The organism is Bdellovibrio bacteriovorus (genome assembly GCF_002208115.1).
In the GTDB taxonomy this organism is placed as follows: Bacteria; Bdellovibrionota; Bdellovibrionia; order Bdellovibrionales; family Bdellovibrionaceae; genus Bdellovibrio; species Bdellovibrio bacteriovorus_C.
This window is the reverse complement of sequence record NZ_CP020946.1, coordinates 390,035-409,885: the sequence shown is the minus strand read 5'-3', so window position 1 is coordinate 409,885 and position 19,851 is coordinate 390,035. Positions and strand designations below refer to the sequence as shown.

19 protein-coding genes are annotated in these 19,851 nt (G+C 51.8%); 9 read left to right on the top strand and 10 right to left on the bottom strand.

Annotation, left to right across the window (positions count from 1 at the left end; translation table 11 throughout):
- The first annotated feature begins 29 nt into the window (after positions 1 to 29).
- The 6 genes from add (at position 30) to B9G79_RS02090 (ending at position 6,631) form a co-directional block, all read left to right on the top strand.
- Positions 30 to 1,055, top strand: coding sequence for an adenosine deaminase (gene add, locus B9G79_RS02115; protein WP_088564081.1), 1,026 nt, complete (start codon positions 30 to 32; stop codon positions 1,053 to 1,055).
- Positions 1,052 to 1,633: a DUF6624 domain-containing protein gene (locus B9G79_RS02110; protein ID WP_088564080.1), complete on the top strand. Its 582-nt coding sequence runs from the start codon at positions 1,052 to 1,054 to the stop codon at positions 1,631 to 1,633. Before add ends, B9G79_RS02110 begins: the two co-directional genes overlap by 4 nt.
- Positions 1,626 to 3,359 carry a gamma-glutamyltransferase gene (gene ggt / locus B9G79_RS02105; RefSeq protein WP_088564079.1) on the top strand — a complete coding sequence of 578 codons (1,734 nt, stop codon included), beginning with the start codon at positions 1,626 to 1,628 and terminating at the stop codon, positions 3,357 to 3,359. Before B9G79_RS02110 ends, ggt begins: the two co-directional genes overlap by 8 nt.
- Positions 3,360 to 3,873: 514 nt before the next feature.
- Positions 3,874 to 4,821 (top strand): prolyl aminopeptidase, encoded by a 948-nt coding sequence (gene pip / locus B9G79_RS02100; RefSeq protein ID WP_011165810.1) that lies wholly within the window; start codon positions 3,874 to 3,876, stop codon positions 4,819 to 4,821.
- A 32-nt stretch (positions 4,822 to 4,853) separates the two neighbouring features.
- Entirely contained in the window at positions 4,854 to 5,780 is a 927-nt protein-coding gene (locus B9G79_RS02095) for a S1 family peptidase (RefSeq protein ID WP_088564078.1), read from the top strand.
- An 11-nt stretch (positions 5,781 to 5,791) separates the two neighbouring features.
- Positions 5,792 to 6,631: a S1 family peptidase gene (locus tag B9G79_RS02090; protein WP_088564077.1), complete on the top strand. Its 840-nt coding sequence runs from the start codon at positions 5,792 to 5,794 to the stop codon at positions 6,629 to 6,631.
- On the opposite strand, the gene B9G79_RS02085 is transcribed toward B9G79_RS02090, so the two are convergent.
- The 3 genes from B9G79_RS02085 to B9G79_RS02075 are packed head-to-tail and all read right to left on the bottom strand — an operon-like array spanning position 6,614 to position 9,758.
- Positions 6,614 to 7,384, bottom strand: a complete 771-nt coding sequence (locus B9G79_RS02085) for an alpha/beta fold hydrolase (protein ID WP_232469002.1) — start codon at positions 7,382 to 7,384, stop codon at positions 6,614 to 6,616. The genes B9G79_RS02090 and B9G79_RS02085 overlap by 18 nt on opposite strands.
- Positions 7,372 to 8,943 (bottom strand): 2-succinyl-5-enolpyruvyl-6-hydroxy-3-cyclohexene-1-carboxylic-acid synthase, encoded by a 1,572-nt coding sequence (menD, locus tag B9G79_RS02080; RefSeq protein WP_232469000.1) that lies wholly within the window; start codon positions 8,941 to 8,943, stop codon positions 7,372 to 7,374. The genes B9G79_RS02085 and menD overlap by 13 nt, the downstream gene beginning before the upstream one ends.
- 5 nt (positions 8,944 to 8,948) lie before the next feature.
- Entirely contained in the window at positions 8,949 to 9,758 is an 810-nt protein-coding gene (locus B9G79_RS02075; protein WP_232468998.1) for a chorismate-binding protein, read from the bottom strand.
- A gap of 349 nt (positions 9,759 to 10,107) precedes the next feature.
- Here B9G79_RS02075 and aroF point away from each other — a divergent pair, with 349 nt between their 5' ends.
- The 3 genes from aroF to B9G79_RS02060 are packed head-to-tail and all read left to right on the top strand — an operon-like array spanning position 10,108 to position 12,706.
- On the top strand, positions 10,108 to 10,947 hold the full coding sequence (gene aroF / locus B9G79_RS02070) for a 3-deoxy-7-phosphoheptulonate synthase (protein ID WP_232468996.1): 840 nt from the start codon (positions 10,108 to 10,110) through the stop codon (positions 10,945 to 10,947).
- A complete protein-coding gene (ubiE, locus tag B9G79_RS02065) occupies positions 10,940 to 11,647 on the top strand; it encodes a bifunctional demethylmenaquinone methyltransferase/2-methoxy-6-polyprenyl-1,4-benzoquinol methylase UbiE (RefSeq protein ID WP_088564073.1) in 708 nt (235 codons plus the stop codon). The genes aroF and ubiE overlap by 8 nt, the downstream gene beginning before the upstream one ends.
- A gap of 3 nt (positions 11,648 to 11,650) precedes the next feature.
- Positions 11,651 to 12,706, top strand: a complete 1,056-nt coding sequence (locus B9G79_RS02060; protein WP_088564072.1) for a S1 family peptidase — start codon at positions 11,651 to 11,653, stop codon at positions 12,704 to 12,706.
- 362 nt (positions 12,707 to 13,068) lie between these two features.
- On the opposite strand, the gene B9G79_RS02050 is transcribed toward B9G79_RS02060, so the two are convergent.
- Genes B9G79_RS02050 through B9G79_RS02020 form a run of 7 tightly spaced genes read right to left on the bottom strand, consistent with a single transcriptional unit; the run spans position 13,069 to position 19,850 of the window.
- Positions 13,069 to 13,968, bottom strand: a complete 900-nt coding sequence (locus B9G79_RS02050) for a 1,4-dihydroxy-2-naphthoyl-CoA synthase (protein ID WP_088564070.1) — start codon at positions 13,966 to 13,968, stop codon at positions 13,069 to 13,071.
- A gap of 47 nt (positions 13,969 to 14,015) precedes the next feature.
- Entirely contained in the window at positions 14,016 to 15,041 is a 1,026-nt protein-coding gene (aroC, locus tag B9G79_RS02045) for a chorismate synthase (RefSeq protein WP_088564069.1), read from the bottom strand.
- The gene (locus tag B9G79_RS02040) at positions 15,038 to 16,864 is read right to left on the bottom strand and encodes a shikimate kinase (RefSeq protein WP_088564068.1); all 1,827 of its coding nucleotides are present in this window, start codon (positions 16,862 to 16,864) and stop codon (positions 15,038 to 15,040) included. Before B9G79_RS02040 ends, aroC begins: the two co-directional genes overlap by 4 nt.
- Positions 16,861 to 18,036 carry a 3-phosphoshikimate 1-carboxyvinyltransferase gene (locus tag B9G79_RS02035; protein WP_232468994.1) on the bottom strand — a complete coding sequence of 392 codons (1,176 nt, stop codon included), beginning with the start codon at positions 18,034 to 18,036 and terminating at the stop codon, positions 16,861 to 16,863. Before B9G79_RS02035 ends, B9G79_RS02040 begins: the two co-directional genes overlap by 4 nt.
- Entirely contained in the window at positions 18,029 to 19,081 is a 1,053-nt protein-coding gene (locus tag B9G79_RS02030) for a 3-dehydroquinate synthase family protein (protein WP_088564066.1), read from the bottom strand. The genes B9G79_RS02035 and B9G79_RS02030 overlap by 8 nt, the downstream gene beginning before the upstream one ends.
- Positions 19,081 to 19,497 (bottom strand): hypothetical protein, encoded by a 417-nt coding sequence (locus B9G79_RS02025; RefSeq protein WP_011165828.1) that lies wholly within the window; start codon positions 19,495 to 19,497, stop codon positions 19,081 to 19,083. The genes B9G79_RS02030 and B9G79_RS02025 overlap by 1 nt, the downstream gene beginning before the upstream one ends.
- Positions 19,498 to 19,538: 41 nt before the next feature.
- Positions 19,539 to 19,850 (bottom strand): hypothetical protein, encoded by a 312-nt coding sequence (locus B9G79_RS02020; protein WP_038448588.1) that lies wholly within the window; start codon positions 19,848 to 19,850, stop codon positions 19,539 to 19,541.
- Position 19,851 lies beyond the last annotated feature (1 nt).

The following is a 19,851-nucleotide window of genomic DNA, read 5'->3' as shown; positions in this document are numbered from 1 at the left end:
GTTTTACTGCCCAGAGCGAGGAACATCAAATGGAAAGGCTCTATTCTCACAATATTCGCGACATCCTGAAAGTGGATCTGCACCGTCATTTGGACTGCTCAGTGCGTTGGAGCACCATTCTGGAACTGGCTCCGCAAGTGGGCATTCCGCTGGCCCCCACCTCCCAGGGGCAAAAGGATCAGTTTTTGATTACGGGTCCCATGAAGGACCTGGGTTCGGTGCTGAATAAGTTCATGAATGCACAGAAAGTTCTGGCCAGTGAAGAAATCCTGACCCGCGTCGCCTATGAAGCTTGTGAGGACGCCTTTAATGACGGAGTTCGTCTTCTTGAGTTGCGTTATGCGCCGACCTTTATCGCCGATGGACACAAATCCCTGACTTTCGAAAAGATCCACCGCTCTTTGCTAAAAGGCATCGAACAAGCCCGCAAACAGTTCCCGATGCTGATCGGCCTGATCTGCATCGTTCAAAGGATCAAGTCCTTTGACGTTGCGGAAAAAGTTGTGGATTTCGCCATTGACCACAAAGACAGCTTTTTGGCTCTGGACCTGGCAGACAACGAAGAGGGCTTTGATCCGAAAGTCTTTGCTCCCCTGTTCCAAAAAGCCAAAAAGGCGGGCCTGCGCATCACCGTGCATTCTGGTGAAACGCCAAGCCCGGTTTCTGCTCATTGGGTTCGCGACAGCATCGAGATCCTGGGTGCAGAACGAATTGGGCATGGCATTCAGATCATCAACGACCCGTCCGTATTGGAACTGGTGAAAGACCGCCGCATTCCCCTAGAGATTTGCCCGATCAGCAACTATCTGACCCAGTCCTTCCCGACTTACGAAGAACACCCGATCCGCAGGCTGATGCAGGCAGGCGTTCTGGTCACGATCAATTCCGACGATCCCGGCGTATTTGCAACGACTTTGAGTGATGACTATGAAGTCCTTCACCGCGTGCATGGCTTTACCAAAGAGGACTTCCACAAATGCAATCAGATCGCCTTTGATGCGAGCTTCATTCCGGACATCGAAAAAAACCGCATCATGGGGGAATTCTTCGGATGAGCTATGCAGAAGAAATCCTGCACCTGATGCGTGAAGACGAGGCCGTGCGTGAAGCACTGGCTGCCACGGGCGAGTTGTTTCAGGGTTACAACGCCCAGATGGAAAAAGTTCACCTGCGCAATGCCAGAAAACTGAATGACCTGATTGTTGAAAAAGGCTTCCCCACAATCGACCTTGTCGGCGAAGAGGCCTGCACCGCCGCTTTAAGAATCATTTTGCACGCAATCAGTTGGCCAGAGTTCATGCGCATGCAGGAACCCGTGCTGATTGATCTGGCCAAGAATGGAAAAGTCCCTAAAAGTTACGTTGCCATTCTGATTGACCGTATTCGTTTCTATGAGGGACGAAAGCAGGTTTACGGCACCAATGCCGACTGGGATGAAAACGGCATCCTGCGCATCACCGATGTTGAGGATGAAAAAAATCTCAACAACCGAAGAGCCGAAATGGGACTTGATCCCATAGAAAGTCTCGTGATCACCCCGATGGACGGCGAATATCACCCGCCAGAACCCGAAAAGCGACACAAAGAATTCATTGAATGGACCTTTAAAACCGGATGGAGAAACAATGACTAAAACAAAACTTCTCGTACTTTCAATTTCTCTGCTGGCACTGGGTTGTCAGACGACTTCAACTTCACCTGTCATCCTGACCGCCAAAGAACGCCCGGATCACGCCACCGCTGAGGCCTACGGAACACAGTATGCGATTTCCACCCAAGGCCGCTATTCCAGCAAAGCCGCAGAAAAAATGTTTGCTGACGGCGGAAATATCATCGATGCGGTCGTGGCCGCTTCCTTCACAGTTTCTGTCGAGCGTCCCCAGTCCACCGGGATTGCAGGGGGAGGCTTCATGCTTTTCCACGAAGCCAAAACCGGTGACACCTACGCGATTGATTTCCGCGAACGTGCGCCGCTGAAGGCCTCTGAAAACATGTACATTGGAAAAGATGGAAAGGCCGTTTCCGATCTTTCCAAAGACGGAATTCTGGCTGTGGCCGTCCCCGGATTGGTCGCAGGTCTTTTGGAAATTCATCAGCGCTTCGGGTCACTGCCTTTAAAGCAAGTCATGCAGCCGGCAATTGAATTGGCTGAAAACGGATTTGAAATTTACCCGGAATTCCACAGAGCTCTTGAATACCGCGCCGATGTTCTGGCCCAAGACCCGGCGGCCAAAGCCATCTTCCTGACGAAAGAAGGCAAAGCCCCTGCCCTGGGAACATTACTGGTCCAAAAAGACCTGGCAAAAACCCTGAAGCTGATCGCCGCAAAAGGCAAAGACGGTTTCTACAAGGGATCCGTTGCGCAGTCCATGCTGAAACTTTCCAAAGAGCGCAAAGGTCTTTTGACACAAAAAGATTTCAACGACTATCAGGTGAAATGGCGCAAACCCGTCGAAGGAAAGTTCCACGGTTATGAAGTGATTTCGATGCCACCGCCAAGTTCCGGCGGTGTTCACGTGATTCAGTTCCTGGACACGCTGGAAGCTGACAATCTGGCAAAGGCAGGTCCGCTGTCCACAAAGTCCATTCACTTGGCTGCTTCCGCCTTACAATCCGCGTTTGCGGACCGTGCGACTTATCTGGGTGATCCCGAGTTCACCGACGTGCCCGTGAAAACTTTGCTGTCCCCGGAATATCTGAAGGACCGTCGTCAGCAGATTCCCGAGAATCGCGCCCGCAAAGCATCCGAGGTTTCCGCAGGCAAAGTCACAGGATATGAATCCACCGAAACGACACACATCTCGATGATCGATGCCAAAGGCAACGCGGTCGCCACCACTCAGACCATCAACGGCTGGATGGGGGCTGCGATCGTGGCGCCGGGCACAGGCATGGTTTTGAACAACGAAATGGATGACTTCTCGGCACAAGTGGGCGCTTCGAATTTGTTTGGTGCGATCGGTGGAAAACCCAATGCCATCGCTCCGAAAAAGACTCCACTTAGCAGCATGTCTCCGACAATTCTGCTTCAAAATAACAAGCCGGTGATGGCCGTGGGGGCTCCGGGCGGCACACGCATCATCAGTTGCGTGGCGCAGACAATTTTGAACTATGTCGAATTCAAATTGCCGTTATATCAATCCGTCACCATGGTTCGCTACCACCAGCAGTGGCAGCCGGATGTGTTGTTCATCGACCCGCCAGGGCCGAAGCCGGAAGTTTTAAAGCAATTGAAGGACATGGGCTATGACGTGAAGATCGACCCGATCCCTTGCAACGTGATGGCCGTCTCAAAAGAAGGCGACAAACTGCATGGCGTGGCAGACCCACGCGACATCGGCACTAGCATCGCCAAGTAACCCCAAGCCAAAGCCCTCCTCCCTCCCCGGAGGGCTGATCCAGCTTGATTCTCAACGACCTTTCATCTTTTGATAATTGTTCTCAATAAATGGATTCTGAAGAAATCTCCCTATTATCCTAAGAAGGCGGGAGGTGCTCAGTGCGTATCGTCCATTTCGTATCCGGAACCGAATGCCAAAGTATTCTGATATCAGGGGATGTAACGAATCTGTTACATGCGATGCTTACAAAAACCTACGACAACAAAGAACTCGCTAAGCTTTGCTGCAAAGCCGGCATCTGTCCTCTCGTCTTTAAAAGTAAAGTCACCAAATAAGCTAGAAAGTCGACTGATCAAAAGTGTGCAGCCGCAAGGCGGAGGGCTGCCCTCGCAGCGCAGGCGTGCTCCAAGCACGTCGAAGTGAGAAGGCCGCCCGACAACGCAGCCGGATGCGCGCTTTTCATCAGTCGGGCGGCGCATTTTGACTTCGTGACAGAACTGCGCGAGTCTTTTGCTTTCCAAGCGAGGTGCTTATGCGCGAATTTTATCCAGCTCTAGAGCCTTTCAATAAAGGCATGCTGAAAGTTTCTGATATCCATACTCTGTACTGGGAAGAGTGCGGAAATCCACAAGGCAAACCTGTGGTGTTCCTGCACGGCGGCCCGGGTGGAGGTGTTCACCCGGATCATCGTCGTTTCTTTGATCCAAAAGCTTATCGCATTATTCTTTTCGACCAGCGCGGCAGCGGGCAGTCTTTGCCCTGCGCAGAACTGCGTGAAAACTCCACATGGGATCTAGTGAAGGACACCGAAACCATCCGCGAAATGCTGAAGATCGATAAATGGGTTGTCTTCGGCGGCAGTTGGGGTTCGACCCTGGCGCTGGCTTACGCAATCACTCATCCAGAGCGCGTAAAGGCTTTGGTTCTGCGCGGAATCTTCCTGTGCCGTCCGTCTGAAATTCAGTGGTTCTATCAAGAGGGCGCTTCCCACATCTTCCCGGATGTTTGGGACGAATATCTGAAACCAATCCCTGAAAACGAACGCCATGATCTGGTGGCTGCGTACTACAAACGCCTGACTCACGAAAACGCAGATGTCCGTTTGGAAGCTGCCAAAGCGTGGAGCAAGTGGGAAGCCGCAACCTCCCGTCTGATCGTGGACCCGAAAGCGGTGGATGAGTTCGATGACCCGGAATACGCGTTAAGCTTTGCGCGCATCGAATGCCATTACTTTACCAACAACGCCTTCTTTAAAACCAACAACTGGCTGCTGGAAAACGTGGATAAAATCCGCCACATCCCGGGCGCCATTGTTCAGGGCCGCTATGATGTGGTTTGCCCGGCGAAGTCCGCCTGGGAACTGCACAAGGCCTGGCCGGAGGCAAAATTTACAATCATCCCGGATTCAGGCCACGCAGCGGCCGAACCTGGAACCCGCTCAGCTCTTATTGAAGCCACAGACAGTTTCAGAGATCTGTAAGACTTTCAAAGCCATAGGGGGTTTTTCCCCTTATGGCTGATATAAGCATTATCATCTTGTCACGCAGTGCCAAAAAGGGTTTATTCAGTGCCACGAACCACAAGCTTTGTGGAGCGAAATCCGGGGGGATTTTAGTGAAACTGAATAAGTTGCTAATTTCGGGGATCATGGCAAGTCTGGCACTTTCAGCCTGCGCGCCACAAAAAAACGACTCCAGCATTCTGACATCTGGAGACGGAATCATCGGGGGAACGGAAGTTAAGTCCGAAGACTCCATGAGCCAAAGCATCGTCGCTGTGTATGATGCCTTCGAGGGTCAAATCTGCACAGGTTCACTTCTTACCAACAATATCGTTCTGACAGCCGCTCACTGCATAGGTCTTTTCCAAGAAGACATGTACGTGTTCTTCGGCACAACAATCACGGCCACCAGCGAACACCGCAAGGTTGAAAAAGTGGAAGTTTCCCAATACTGGGAAAATCGCCAGGGCGAAGACTATGACACTGGTGATATCGCTCTTGTTAAATTCTCGGGCGAACTTCCGGCGGGCTATAAGCCAGCCACGCTTCTGGGCAACAAACGCAACATCAAAAAAGGTGCAGAGATCGTTCTTGCAGGTTATGGCATCGCAGATGGCAAAACCGGCGCCGGCATCGGCACATTGCGCACGACAAAAGTTAAAATCGACAGTCCAAATTACAGCACTTCTGAATTCCTTGTCGATCAGACCCAAGGCACAGGAGCTTGCCACGGGGATTCCGGAGGGCCTGCGTACCTTGAACAAAACGGTAAACTGTTCCTGATGGGTATCACCAGCCGTGGCGTGAAGGACGAAAACAACGACTGCTCTCAGTACGCAGCTTTCACCAGCACGCTGTACTATAAGTCCTGGATCAATCGCATGGTCACCAGACTTTCCAGTTCTCTGGTTGACCCCAACCAGTTGTTGCCTAAATAGTCCGGGGAAGTATGAAAACGAAGTTGTACGTTAGCTCTTTCATCGTTTTGATTCTTTCGGCTTGCGGAGGCTATGAAGCAGCCTATTCCCCGGCTCCGAATGACACGGCCATTGTCGGCGGCACCATGACCGCCAAAGACAATATCGTTTCCCAGTATGTGGTGTTGATCTATGACAACCCGACAAAAACCTACTGCACAGGTGCGCTGATTTCCAAACGCCTGATTCTGACCGCCGCTCACTGCGTGGGTAAAGGTGCTGAGGGTTTGACTCTGGCATTCGGCCTGAATCCGCTGGCAGGTCAGTACGTGATGAAAAAGGCCCACAAGGTGGCCACTCACGACAAATACAAAAAATTAAATTCCACCGAGCGCAATGACATTGCTTTGATCTCGATGAAAGAGGATGCCCCGGCGTCCTATCGTCCGTTGACCCTGCCGGATTCCAAATTCCCTCTAAGCAAAGACCTGATCTTCACGGCCGCTGGCTACGGGCGCATTTCGGGCAAAAAAACTTCTGCCGATGACACTCAAGGTTCAGGCAAGCTGCGCCACGTGGATCTGACCATCAGTCATTTCAGCAGCGACGAGACTCAATTTTATATCAATCAGGAAGACGGCAAAGGCATCTGCAACGGCGACTCGGGTGGACCGGCGCTGATGCGCTATTCAGGCAAGGACTATGTCGTGGGTGTGGCTTCAGCGATCTCCTGGACCGTGCCTGGCGAAGTCAAAGCCAGCCAGAAAAGCCAGTACATCGACAATAAAGACCTTTGCAAAGACAAATCCATCTACATGAATGTGATAAAATATCGCCAGTGGATTGATGATAATTCAAAGAAGCTTCTGTAAAAGCTGACGAATTCTTTCGCCCAGTTCTTTGGGGCTGTCGAACAAAACCCGGTGACTGGAAGAGGGCACTGTTTCAAAGTGGAACCCCGGGACCTCTTCCGTCAGTCGACGGGACATCTCCAGGAACTTTTCATCACGCTCCCCGACCATCCAGATCAGCTTCTGAATCTGCTTTTCCAGCAGACCACGCATGTTCTTTTGCTGTGCCAGTGACCACTGGGTCAACGCCAGGCTGAGCGCCTCGCGCGAGTATTCCTTTTCTGACCGGGATGGCTCAGCTTCAGCCCCGCCAAACACCGGCTGGGCATTCCAGTTGCGCAGAACCATGTCCCACGGGGCCTTTAAAAATTCCTCAGCCCAATAGGAATCATTCATCCAGCGCTGACGGCGCTCTTCAGAAATAGGATCAAAGGATTCGTGCATATCATTGAAGCCGGGGTTGGTGGACACCAGCATGACTTTGTAAAACAGGGCAGGCTTTTTTTCCAGAGCATGCAGCGCCAGACGACCACCCAAAGAATATCCGACCAGAACATTGCGGGCGGCACTGCCACCACCATGAATTTCAACCCATCTGACAAAGTTTTCCGCCCAGGTCTCGAACGAATGTGTCGGCCCCAGGGAAAGTTCTTTGAAATAATCCGGTGTAAAAATGCGCAGTCCTTCAGTTTGCGGCAAGTGCGCTTTTACAAGCGCCCAGTCCGTGGGTCTTCCAAGGAAGCCGTGAAGGAAAAAGAGATTCACTCTTTCCACAATGAGTCGTACTCCTTCCAGAATTCTTGAGTGTGTTCCCAGTTAGGACTCAGCTCAATGATCTGATGGTCCGCCAGGTTCAACTCTTTGTTGTCTTCTGGAATAGTATGCCATTTGTCGTAGGACCAGTTCCACATCTTTGCCCACGATTCGAAAGAAATCTGGTGTTTGTTTATGAAAATCTCTTTCTTAAACATGCGGTGGAAAATCTGCCCCCCGCCATTATTAATCACAACAACGCGGAATTTTTTCGCATCCAGCTGGGAAGTTACCCAAAGTGACGATAAATCATACAGCGCTGTTAAATCTCCAACAAGGCACCAGTTTTCAAGCTCTGGATGAGCCCAGCCCAGGAAGGTTGAGATCTGTCCGTCGATACCGTTGGCGCCACGGTTGGCCGCCACCCGCGCCGGAGGGAAATCATGCGAAGAGCTGGAGTCCCACTCACGGATCGGCAAAGAATTTCCAAGATAAACCGATGAGCCCTTCATGCGTTTTGAAATCGCATAGATCATGCCCTGCTCGGAATCAGGATACTTGTCCAAAAGCTGACGAATCTGCGTCGCGCGAGCCGCGTCCTCGATATTCACCTTCACGTTTTCGTGATGCGGATACGAGAATTCCACCTGACTTAGCAAATCCAAAGAATTGCAGTGCTGAACCGGACGGCTCAGGCCTGTGAAGTGATTGAAGCTGACCGAGAACACCGGAAGCTCTTTGTACTTGTCTTCCAGATCACGCCACACACGCGCTGTCGGAATACCCCCGATGCGCAGGATGGAATCGCAAACGCCCATCTCCAGAATACGATGAATCATTTTTTCACCGGATCTGATTTCAACATCCTTCAAGTCCGGATGACCACGCAGACTGGAAATGCCTTCGCAATAAACCGGCGCTTTGTACTGCTTCAGGAAATCCAAAACAGTGCCGTAAGCTTTTTCCGGCAGGATCCCGACCATCACCAGTGGCTTGTGGGTGTTGACGAAAGTTTCCATTTCTTTCAGCGTGCCCAGTGGAATTTGCACGGGCAGCTTGGTGCGTTCAGAAACACTGGGAATATGAATTTGTGGTACCGGACCGTCGATCAGCGGTTCTTCAAAGCTGACGTTGACGTGAATTGGTTTTTTCCAGGACAGGGATTTGAATGACAGATGCGAGTTTTCGCTGTCCAGATCCAAAGCCACTTCGTTGTAGTAAGAGAAAATACCCACTTGTTCGATCGTCTGCGGAGCTCCGGAACCACGATAGTGCTTCGGACGATCCGCCGTCACCATGATCAGAGGCAAAGAAGAATAGGTGCCTTCCACAGCCGCGGGCAAAAGTTCCGCCACAGCAGTTCCTGATGTTGTGATCACCGCCACTGGACGACGGGTGCTGGCAATACGGCCCAGAGCAAAGAAGCCTGCGGCACGTTCTTCAAAGAATGAATAAACCTTCAGATTCTTGCATTCATCCAGAATGTGAACCATCGGACTGTTGCGGGCGCCGGCACAAAGAATAAATTCTCTGACTCCGGTGTGCACCAGTTCCTGAATGACTTTTGCTGCAAGTTCCATGTTTGTCATACTTCAAGCCCCAATATCTTTTTCACGGACAGGCGCTTTTGGAAAAGCTCCCGCCATTCTCTTTCCAGTTCACTGGCCGCGACTACACCACAGCCGGAACCAATCATCGCAGAGTCTTGACTCCACTGCAAATTGCGAATGCCGACAAGACACAGGGCCTCCTCAGCCCCGATAAAGGCAAAAGGACCTCCGAACCTGCGGCGCCCCTGCTGCCCCGGCAGCGCCTGCATCCACACATACCCGGCGGACCGTGGCGCCACGCCCAAGGCCGGCGTAGGGTGCAGGGCTTTCACCAGCTCCACAAAATCCGGCTGTGTCTGACAAACCACGCTGATGTCGGTTTTCAGGTGATACAGGGTCGGAAGCTCCAGAATATACGGCGCGGAGGACTGCACGGCGCCCCAGACAGACAGACGCTCTTTGATGTCTTCGGCGACCAACTGGTGTTCCAGCATTTCTTTTTTATCACGCAAAAGCGATTCACGCTCGGTGCTTTCATTTTTCGGGCAGGTGCCCGCCAACGCCATGGTCTTTAAAACACCTTTGGAAAAATCAAAGAGTGTTTCCGGTGTTGCCCCCAGCACTCCTTCACCGTCTTTCCAGAATCCATAAACAAACAACGTCGATGGAGCTTCGGACAGCTTCACCAACATGCGCGCACGATCACGGGCCGTGACGGTCTGAGCGGTCCGGGCAAACACAGCCGGAACGGCTTTCTGAATTTCGTTTTTTTCAATGCGGGACTGGATCACGGAAAGGGCCTCGGCAAAGTCCTCCAGACGCGGCTCTTCCCAGTGTGCGGTCATTAAGGGCTCCACAGTACGGGGCCCTTGAGCCAAGTAGGCCTCACAAATGCGACGCAATTCCTCTGTAGAGAGGGCGTGCCGGGCTTTCCCGTACCAGCGGGCCGGGGTCGTCAGATCATAGAAATCCGGGCAAAATACTGAAATTTCGACACTATTTGGGGTTGGTTCTGCAGCGAACGGCCCCTCAATGAGAATCCATTGGTTTCCATGTCGCAAGAGGGCCCCTGCCTCCAAAAAGTTTGTAATGCCTTCGAGCGTTATGCTATTCTGCCGATCCACAAAAGGACCCTCTTTTTTCAACTTAGTAGTTGTGAAAATGTTAAAACAAGGGCGAGAAGAAGTTCGTATTATGGAAACGCAAACTATGCAAACAAGTCCCTCAACCCAAATTGTCAATGTTGGCGGTTTTGATATCGGGGGACCTAATTTCACCGTGATCGCCGGCCCTTGTTCAATTGAAAGCCAGGCTCAGTTCATGGAAACCGCTTCCGGCGTTAAAGCCGCAGGCGCACACCTGCTTCGTGGTGGCATTTGGAAAATGCGTACCTCCCCGACTGCTTTCCAGGGTCTGGGCGCAAACTCTTTCGACATGGTTCGCACTGTTTGCAAAGAACTAAACATGAGCCTTGTGTCCGAAGTGACTGACATCCGTCAAATCGAGGAAGTTTACGACATCGTGGAATGCTTCCAGGTTGGTTCCCGCAGCATGCAAAATTATGAGCTGCTGAAAGAACTGGGCCGTCAGAAAAAGCCGGTGCTTTTGAAACGCGGCTTGGCTGCTTACATCGACGAATGGATCAAAGCCTCTGAATACATCACCAAAATGGGCAACCAAAATGTGATTCTGTGTGAACGTGGTATTCGCACCTTCGAAACTGCAACTCGCAACACTCTGGATCTGAACGCTGTGGCTTACGCGAAAAAGAACACGCACCTTCCGGTGATCGTGGATCCTTCTCACGCGGTGGGCATCCGCGCTTTGGTTCCGGATCTGGCTTACGCAGCCGCAGCGGTGGGCGCCGATGGTATCATCGTCGAGGTTCACCCTCGTCCGGCAGAAGCTCTGTCTGATGGCATGCAGGCGCTGACCCTGAATGACTTCTCGGTGATGATGAAGAAGCTTGATAGAATCCTGACGGCTATCGACCGTCCACTGCACAAAGCGCACAAGGCGGAAGTTTATGTCTAATCATTCTCCAAATCCTGAAATCATCAGAAACATGTTCTCTAAAGTGGCGGCGAACTATGACAAGGGCAACAACGTCCTTTCCATGGGCATCCATCACCTGTGGAGAAAAAAACTGGTGAAGTACAGCGGCGCCAAAGCCGGTGATCAGGTTTTGGATTGTGCCACTGGCACAGGTGACCTGGCGATTGAGTTCAAAAAAACTGTCGGCACGGGTGCTGTGACTGGAACTGATTTCTGCGCAGAAATGCTGATCCCGGCTCCGGGCAAAGCCAAAGAGCGCGGTTTGGACATCACTTTTGAACAAGCCGATGTGACCCAGCTTCAATACGCTGACAACAGCTTTGATGTTTGCAGCATCTCTTTCGGTATCCGCAACGTCGGTGATCCGGTGAAGGCGCTAAAAGAAATGGCGCGTGTCACTCGCCCAGGCGGCAAAGTGATGGTTCTGGAATTTGGCCAGGTGAACATTCCGGTGTTCGGTGCGCTTTACAATTTCTATTCCCAGAACATCCTGCCTAAAATCGGCGGCATCGTCACGGGCCAGAAAGAAGCTTACGAATACCTGCAAAAATCCTCTGCGGCATTCCCTTGCCGTGAAGGCTTCCTGGATCTGATGAAAGAAAGCGGTTCTTATTCCAAAATGGAATACATCACCCTGACCGGTGGTATCGCTTACATCTATAAAGGCACCGTAAAATAATTTATGAAATTCCTATTTGGCGTTCTTCTGATGGCAGTGGCTCTTCCGGCAACTGCCGCAGACACCGTATGGTCTGCGGTCTTTGAAAAAGCGCGTCCCGCAATTCCGGTGATCCGCTCTAAAGGCGGGGTTTGTTCCGGCGCTTTGATTTCCCCGACAGAAATTCTAACAGCCCGCCACTGTGTTTTTGATCTTCGTCCGATCACCGTTCAATGGCTTGAAAACGACAAGGTCGTGACCCAGCAAAGCGCCATCATCAGCCGCTGGGACAAAGACAATGACATCGCGATTCTGACCCTGGATGCTCCGGCGAAAGCCACGCCCCTGAAGTTTGCAAACCTTGCTTCCATCAAAGTGGGCCAGGAATGCGCCACCATCGGGCACCCGTTCGGGACAAGACTGGATTTCGATACAAATCTGAACAACGACATGCTTTTCAACTTCACCAAAGGCATGGTCACCAAAATCAACTCTGACAAAAATTTCCTGACCGACATGTCCGTGTCCCCGGGGAATTCCGGCGGTGCGGTTTTGAATGATCAGGGTGAAATCATCGGCGTGGTGTCCGCCAAGTACGTGCGCAAAGCGGCGGGCAGCATTGGGCGCATGATTCATCCGGCGAAACTGGCGACACTGAAAGACCAGCCGTCGCGCACGTTCAGCTCTCGGGATGCCAAAGCCAGCTTTGATTTGAACGTAAAAGAAACCTTCGTCAGCCTTCATCACAACGGCAAAGAAATTAAGGACAATGCTTTGGCGTTGGACTTGAGCATCTGGTTGCGAGACCGCTTTCTGGTGGGTGTTGAGCGTTCCGTGTCTTCATCCAAAGAAGATATTGAGTACCGCGGCTTGGCTTTGGCTTATCGCTGGTACTTTGAAACGGCCAACTTTTTGCCATTCTATGCGGGCGTTGGCTACAAACGCCTGACGTTTGAAGAATACAACGAACGCAACTATGCGATGATCTATTTGTCAGGCATGGGCTTTAACATTGAGGCCGGCATGAGTCCGCAGGATTCTTCCGAAACCTTCCTGTCTGTGGGAATCAGTATTTTCTAGTAATTCATAGCCAGCATTCGACGCTGGTCTTGGCGAGGTCCCACCGGTGGGGCCTGCCCATGTTGTCTTAACACTTCATCATACCGCATGGATTGAATCTGCACTTCAGGCTGGGGTGGGGTTGGATCTGGAATATACTTCTTCGTCGGGCATCCCCAGAATGCCAGTCCTACGAACGCTAGCAGTGCGAAGAATATAGCAAGTTTCATGACCCTATTGTCCTCCCCTCGCACAAACAAATACAGCTGTATTCAAGCACTGGCACTTGATAGGGATTTTCAAATCGTTGGGCTGGTTTTAAATGAAAAAACACGGTCTTTCGGACCGTGTTTTCGGAGTTTATTCTTTTCTGTATCTTGCCCCTAGTAATGCCAAGGGAATTTGGAGAAATCCTTCGGACGTTTTTCAACGAACGAGTTACGCCCTTCCACGGCTTCCTCTGTCCCGTAAGCCAGACGAGTCGCCTCTCCCGCAAACAGTTGCTGACCAACAAGGCCGTCGTCGATCATGTTAAAGCCATACTTCAGCATGCGCATCGCCGTCGGGCTTTTTGAGTTCATTTCTTTGGCCCATTCCAAAGCCACCTTTTCAAGATCCTTGTGCGGAACCACGGCGTTCACCATGCCCATGTCAAAGGCCTCTTGAGCTGTGTAATTGCGCCCCAGGAAGAAGATTTCACGAGCCCGCTTCTGACCCACCATACGAGCCAGGTACGCAGAGCCGTAACCGGAATCGAAGCTTGCCACGTCCGGATCCGTTTGTTTGAAGATCGCATGCTCTTGGCTGGCGATCGTCATGTCACACACCACATGCAAAGAATGCCCGCCACCCACGGACCAGCCGGGAACAACTGCCACAACCACTTTCGGCATGAAACGAATCAGACGCTGAACTTCCAGTATGTGCAAACGACCCAGACGAGCCAGATCCATCTTGCCTTGAGCTTCTTTTTCCTCGTACTTGTAGCCGTCTTTACCGCGAATGCGCTGATCACCACCAGAACAGAACGCCCAGCCACCATCTTTCGGCGAAGGACCGTTACCTGTGATCAGAACCACACCCACGTCAGCCGTGATGCGTGCATGCTCTAAAGCGGTATATAGTTCGTCTACAGTTTGCGGACGGAAGGCATTACGCACTTCAGGGCGATTGAAGGCAATACGAACTGTGCCCTGATCTTTGGCGCGGTGATAAGTAATGTCCTTGAAGTTAAAACCAGGAACTTCCGTCCACCACTCTGGATTGAAAATATCAGAAACCATTTTAGTACCTCTTGTTTGACGCCGCAGCTGATGTCTGTAAATAAATTCTAGATGCGATCAGTTTTAGACCACAAATAGTGGTCTGCCAACACCAGCCATGTCATGGCCTCCAGCACCGGGATCGCACGGGTCACGATGCAGGGATCGTGGCGGCCTTTTTTTGCCACATCCAGAATCGAACTTGTGGGCTTAAAGGAAACCCGCAGCAGAATGCTTTCCCCGGTGGAAATCCCGCCGCGGATGCCGCCATAGGCGTCCTGAGGGCCCTGATGGAATTCCGTGCCTTTGACTTCGGCGGACTCAAAGCCCAGCCCCAGCTCAAAGCCATTGGTGGCCCCGACACTCAAGAAAGCCATCGCCAGATCGGATTTCAGTTTATGAAACACCGGTTGACCCAAATGGGCTGGTGGATTCTGAATCAGAATCTCGGCCACGCCGCCGTGGCTTTCGCCGTTGTCCTGGGCTTTCTTTAAAAGCGCGGCCACTTCCTGATCGCGGCTGGAGGGGAATCTTGCCTGGAAGGAATCGATGTCTTTCTTGCTGACTTCTTTGCGTTCGGCATCGGTCAAGGTCATCGGACCAATTTGTGAGGCATAACCAATCACTTTGGTTGGCGCACTGACGTGTTTCATCATCATCTGCGCCACAGACCCCGCCATCACGCGGGACACCGTCTCACGACCGGAAGACCGGCCGCCCCCACGATGATCGCTGTGACCGAATTTATTCTTCCACATGTCATCGGCATGGCCCGCACGCGGGGAATTCTTGATGGCAGAATAATCCTGAGATCTTGCATCCTGATTGCGCACAATGATCGCCATCGGCGTGCCCAGGGTTTTACCGTCGAAAACGCCGCTCAGAACTTCCGGAGCATCTGCTTCCTGACGACCGGACACAATCTGACCCGAACCATGATGACCGGGACGACGGCGTTCCAGTTCTTTTTTTAGAAGTGCTTCGTCAAAATTCACTCCGGCCGGACAGCCGTCAATCACCACGCCCAAAGCAGTCCCATGGCTTTCACCGAAAGTCGTGATCACAAAACGGGAACCGAACTGACTTGCACTCATGCGTTCTCCTCGGACTTGCGCCAGAACATTCGCTGTCCTTGCGCCTGGGCTGTGAACATCACAAGCCCGGACTGATAATTGGCGCCACAGCGCTGGGCATATTCACGGCCCATGGAATCTTCTTTGTAATTTAAATCAAACACCATCGCCGGATTCCAGTGTGCAGGTGGCATCTGGGTTTCCGGTCCGCGAGGTGCAGCCCAGATCACAATCTTGGGCAAAAGGGTTTCGGCATCTTCAGACCCTGCGCGGGGCTTCCCCGTGCGCGAAGAAATGAAGCTTGCGTGCGGCAGGGCTTTTTCAATCATTTCCAGCACGCCACCCCCGCCCCAGACGGAAATTTCTTTTTGCAAAGGCGCAATCATACCAACACCCTCGATCAGTTCCATAAAGCCCTGATCGTCGGTGGAGGTCCCCTGCCATGATCTGGTCTTTTCATTCCAGAAAAGAGTGTTCACGGCCTTCAGGGTTTCATGTTTGCAGACTTTGGCGGCGTTTTCTTTGTGAGGGGACGTGACCGCCGCATAACGAAGCCCCATGCCTTGCACCACCGGGAAGGCCTGATCCCACTCTTCACGGGAAATAGCGACTGCGAAGACCGGCAAATTCATTTTGTGGAAGAAATCAGAATGTTCCAGCGGAGTATAGCTGTGACGAACGGGATCACCCAGAACCGCAGCAAAACCATTCACCCCCGTCGGAGTCATCATCCATGCCCAGAGCGAAGGTTGATCCCCCGCAGTGCCATCCCCTTCGCGCCAGAAATTGATCAGTTGATGACCTTTTTGCAAACGGCGATACCATTCCCAGCGACCATCCGGGGACCGCGGCAAGAAACTGCGGCGGGAAGGTTCGCCCTGCTGCCATTCGTGGCCCGTCTTCAGCTCACTGAAGGTGTCGACCATCGGTGCATATTTCAACTGTGCCGCTTGATGAGAAAACTGCTGCCACATTTCTTTGCGGGAGTCATCGTGCAAAGACAAAATCAATTTATCGGATGAAATCACCCGCAAAAGATCTTCGGGTGATCCCAGCTCCACCGGCCAGTCAATCCAGGCGACACGATTCAAAACCGCAATCAAAGGCTCCTGCATCAGAGCTTCGGCGTTTTCCGGGGCCTTACGGAAAGAGTACAGCAGGCGCTCGCTGGCCATTTCCTGCACCACGCGCTGGATCTGTTCAAAGGTCAGCAAATCATCGCGCAGCTCAAACAAACCCACACCTCGGTTCACGAAGCGGGCTTTAAAAAGTTCCCAGCGCTTTTCCGTCGCAAAGACTTCGGACGGGATCGTCACCGCGCCACCGATGTCATACAAACTGTGAGTCAAAAGAGCTTTTTCAACGGCCATGGCGTGATGGCGATTTTCAAAAAGACCTTCCGGCATCAGATAGACCTCATCGGCTCGTTCACGATAACGGGCTTCGCGCACAACGGCGCGCTTGTGGAATTCTTCCAGCGGAGATAATTCCGGGTTCAGGCGTGGGCGGTTCAAGAAGATTCTACCATCAAGATCGGTGGTACGACGAACCCACAGCACGCGCACGTTTTCTGGGATCACGGACAGATCAAAGCCCGCCCCCAGCACCAGGAACATCTGCGTGTGGGGCTTTTGCAAAGTCTCAAGGAAAAGCTGGCGCTCCAACTCGCGGAAATAGGCCTCGCCGTGCTCTAAGAAAAGTTCGGGGATGGTTTTTCCGATTTTTTCTTCGATGGATTCATCCAGGTCAATGATCTCCGCGGACTCGTCTCGCAGGTATATCTGCAGACGCTTCATCATTTCAGTTTTTCCGGTTCCGCGGTGGCCAACGACGACTGTAATCATGCCTTGATACCTATCATGTCCCAGAACTCAGGAAAACTCTTATTGATGGCCTCGGGGTTTTCGATGGTGATGTCATGGCCTTTTAGCTTCATCAATGTGGCCGCCATCACCATGCGATGATCCTGATCAGAATCAAAAGTGATGCCTTTTTTAAGGCTTTGCTGGGGGTTGCCGTGAATGATCATGCCATCCGGCAAGACTTCATGGGAAATGCCCAGGCGTTCAAACAAATCAGCAATCTTGGCAATGCGATTACTTTCTTTCGCCGCCAAATGAGGCGCATTGAAAAGCTTGGAGCTGCCATTGGCCCAACTGCAAAGCACCGCCAGCACCGGGAACAGATCCGGGGACTGATAAAGATCCCAATTCACCGCACGCAAGCCTGTGGAAGGCTTCACACACAAAGCGCCTTCGACCATTTCTGTTTCGATATTCATTTGCTTGAAGATCTCGACAAAGACGCCGTCCGGCTGGGAGCTTTTCACCGGATAGTTCAAAAGTTTGGCTCCCCCCACCAAGGCGCCAGCAGACGCCATGGTGAATGCCGAACTCAGATCCGATTCCACACGGTATTCAAGCTTGCTGATACGCTGGCCGGCCGGGATCAGGTACTTGTTGCCCTGAACCTGCATGCGCATGCCCAATTCTTTCAGCATCTGCACGGTCAACTGGAAGTACGATTCAGAAACCTTGTCGCCGACCAGTTCAAATTCCAGATCGAAATCCAAAAGCCAGCAGTTCAGAATCAAAGCCGAAGCATACTGACTGGATTCAGAGGTGTTTACTTTCAATGGGGCGCGCGGACGCTTCCACCCTTCAGACACCACGAACATTTCGCGATTCTTGATTTGGGTTTGCACACCCAGCTGAGACAACAAATCCAGCAAACCTTTTTGCGGTCTTTGCAACAGACGAGGTGTGGCCTCAAGCGTATGAACCCCGCGCATGCGGGATGCCCGAAGCGCCATAAAGCGGAACGTGGTGCCGCCTTCGCCGCAATCAATACGACTGCGTTCGCGGATTTCTTTAAGACCCTCACGCATGTGAACGACGTCGTCACATTCGGAATGCCCCTGCAGATCCAGCACCGGGAAATAGCTTTTTACGATCAAAGCGCGATTGAAAATGGATTTGGAACCAGGAATCTCGCCCTGAAATCGGAAATCAGCCATTGAGTTCATCTTCTTTCTGACGGCAGACTTCCACCAGGATGTCATCCACACTGACTTCACGCACGACACACTGGCCGGGCTTTTTTAAGAAAACGAAACGCAAAACTTCTGACGAAGTCTTTTTCTTGTCACTAAGAAGCTGCTTTCTGAATTCGCGCAGAACCGATTCTTTGGTCTGCAGCAACTCATCACGCACGGGTGACAGCAGATAACCCATTACAGGCGACAGCATCAGCTTTTCGTACTCAGCAGGTGTGATGATTTTTTTGTGCAAGCTGAAGCGCAAAGCAAACTCCAGCCCGTAATTGATCGCCACCCCGTGTGGCATTTCGTACTGGGTTTCCAGCACATGACCCAAAGTATGCCCCAGGTTCAGGATATGACGATGACCGGATTTTTCCTCCGGGTCCTTGGCGACAACTTTGTATTTGGCATCAATGGCACTGGAAAGGTATTTCCACAGCACCGCCGCATTCACTTCGTATTCTTTCGCCAGATCCCGCCACAGCGGTCCCCCGGCAATCAAAGCGATCTTAAGCAGTTCGCCAAAACCTTCAAAGGCTCGGGCATCTGGCTGAGCCATCAGCAACGAACGAGACAAAACAATCTTGTCAGCGGGATAGAAAGTGCCGATCTGGTTTTTCGCTGATCCCACATTCAAAGCGGTCTTGCCACCATGAGCAGAATCAATCGCCGAAAGCCAGGTGCTGGGCATGTGCACCAGACGCACGCCACGCTTCAGGATGCTGGCAACAAAGCCGCCAAAGTCCCCGACACTGCCGCCTCCGGCCACCACCACCGTCAAACGCCGGCTGGAAGCGCCTTCACACAGCTTGACGATCTTGGTGATGTGTTCGGAAAAGTTCTGAACGGATTTAAGAGATTCCCCGGCCTTCACCGGATAACGCAGTGGAAACTGTGCCATCCATTTTTTAAAGGCTTTGGATTTACGAGGCAAGATCTCGTCGTGGACCAACAACAGCTCTTCCCCCAGGTCTGCGGGACGAGGTAATTCTGTGGTGAAGAGCAGTGCGCTTTTTTTCATTATTTTTCTTCTGACAGGTGGGCTTTGGCTTTACCGTAGGAATCAGAGATCGCATCCCACGCTTTGCTCATTCCGTTTTTCATTTCGCCCCAGGCTTTGCCAGAGCTTTTCTTCATCTTCGCCAGATCTTTCTTCATTTCTTCCTGCTTTTTTTCCAAAGCTTTGATCTGATCGTTGTACTCAGTTTTTGCTTCGCCGGTTTTCTTGGAGGCAGCTTCTTTCATCTCGGCGATTTCTTTTTTCATTTTCGCCAGATTTTCTTCCATGTCTTTTTGGAACTGCTCTTTTTGTTCTTTGGTGTAATCAGCCGCAGCAGTGGCTGCTTCAGCGGTTTTGGTTTTCACTTCTTCAGCGGAAGTGGCAAAGGATTGGGAAGCTAGGGACAACACTACAAAAGCAGCAGCAATATGACGCATAAAAGGTCTCCTTACGACGGAGACCAGTTTACAACGGGGCCTTATTTTACTTCAACAATATTGAGCTGATGCTGCTCGGCCTTGACGCTGACAGGCTTCTGATTTTTCAGACTTTCTTCCAGCTTTCTGCGGTAGGTCTCAAAGTTGATGACATCACGATCCAGATAATAGGTTCCGGCTGTTTTCGTAAAGACCACCAGCAGCCCGTTGCCATCGGCACGGATGCTTTTAACGGTGTCTGCGGTGATGGTGGAGTGTTCACTTGCGACCAAACGGATCGACGGACCCGCCTGTGCCGGATTCAAGCCTGTAAAGACGGGTGCCACGAAAGCCACCATAACAAGCCATCTCATA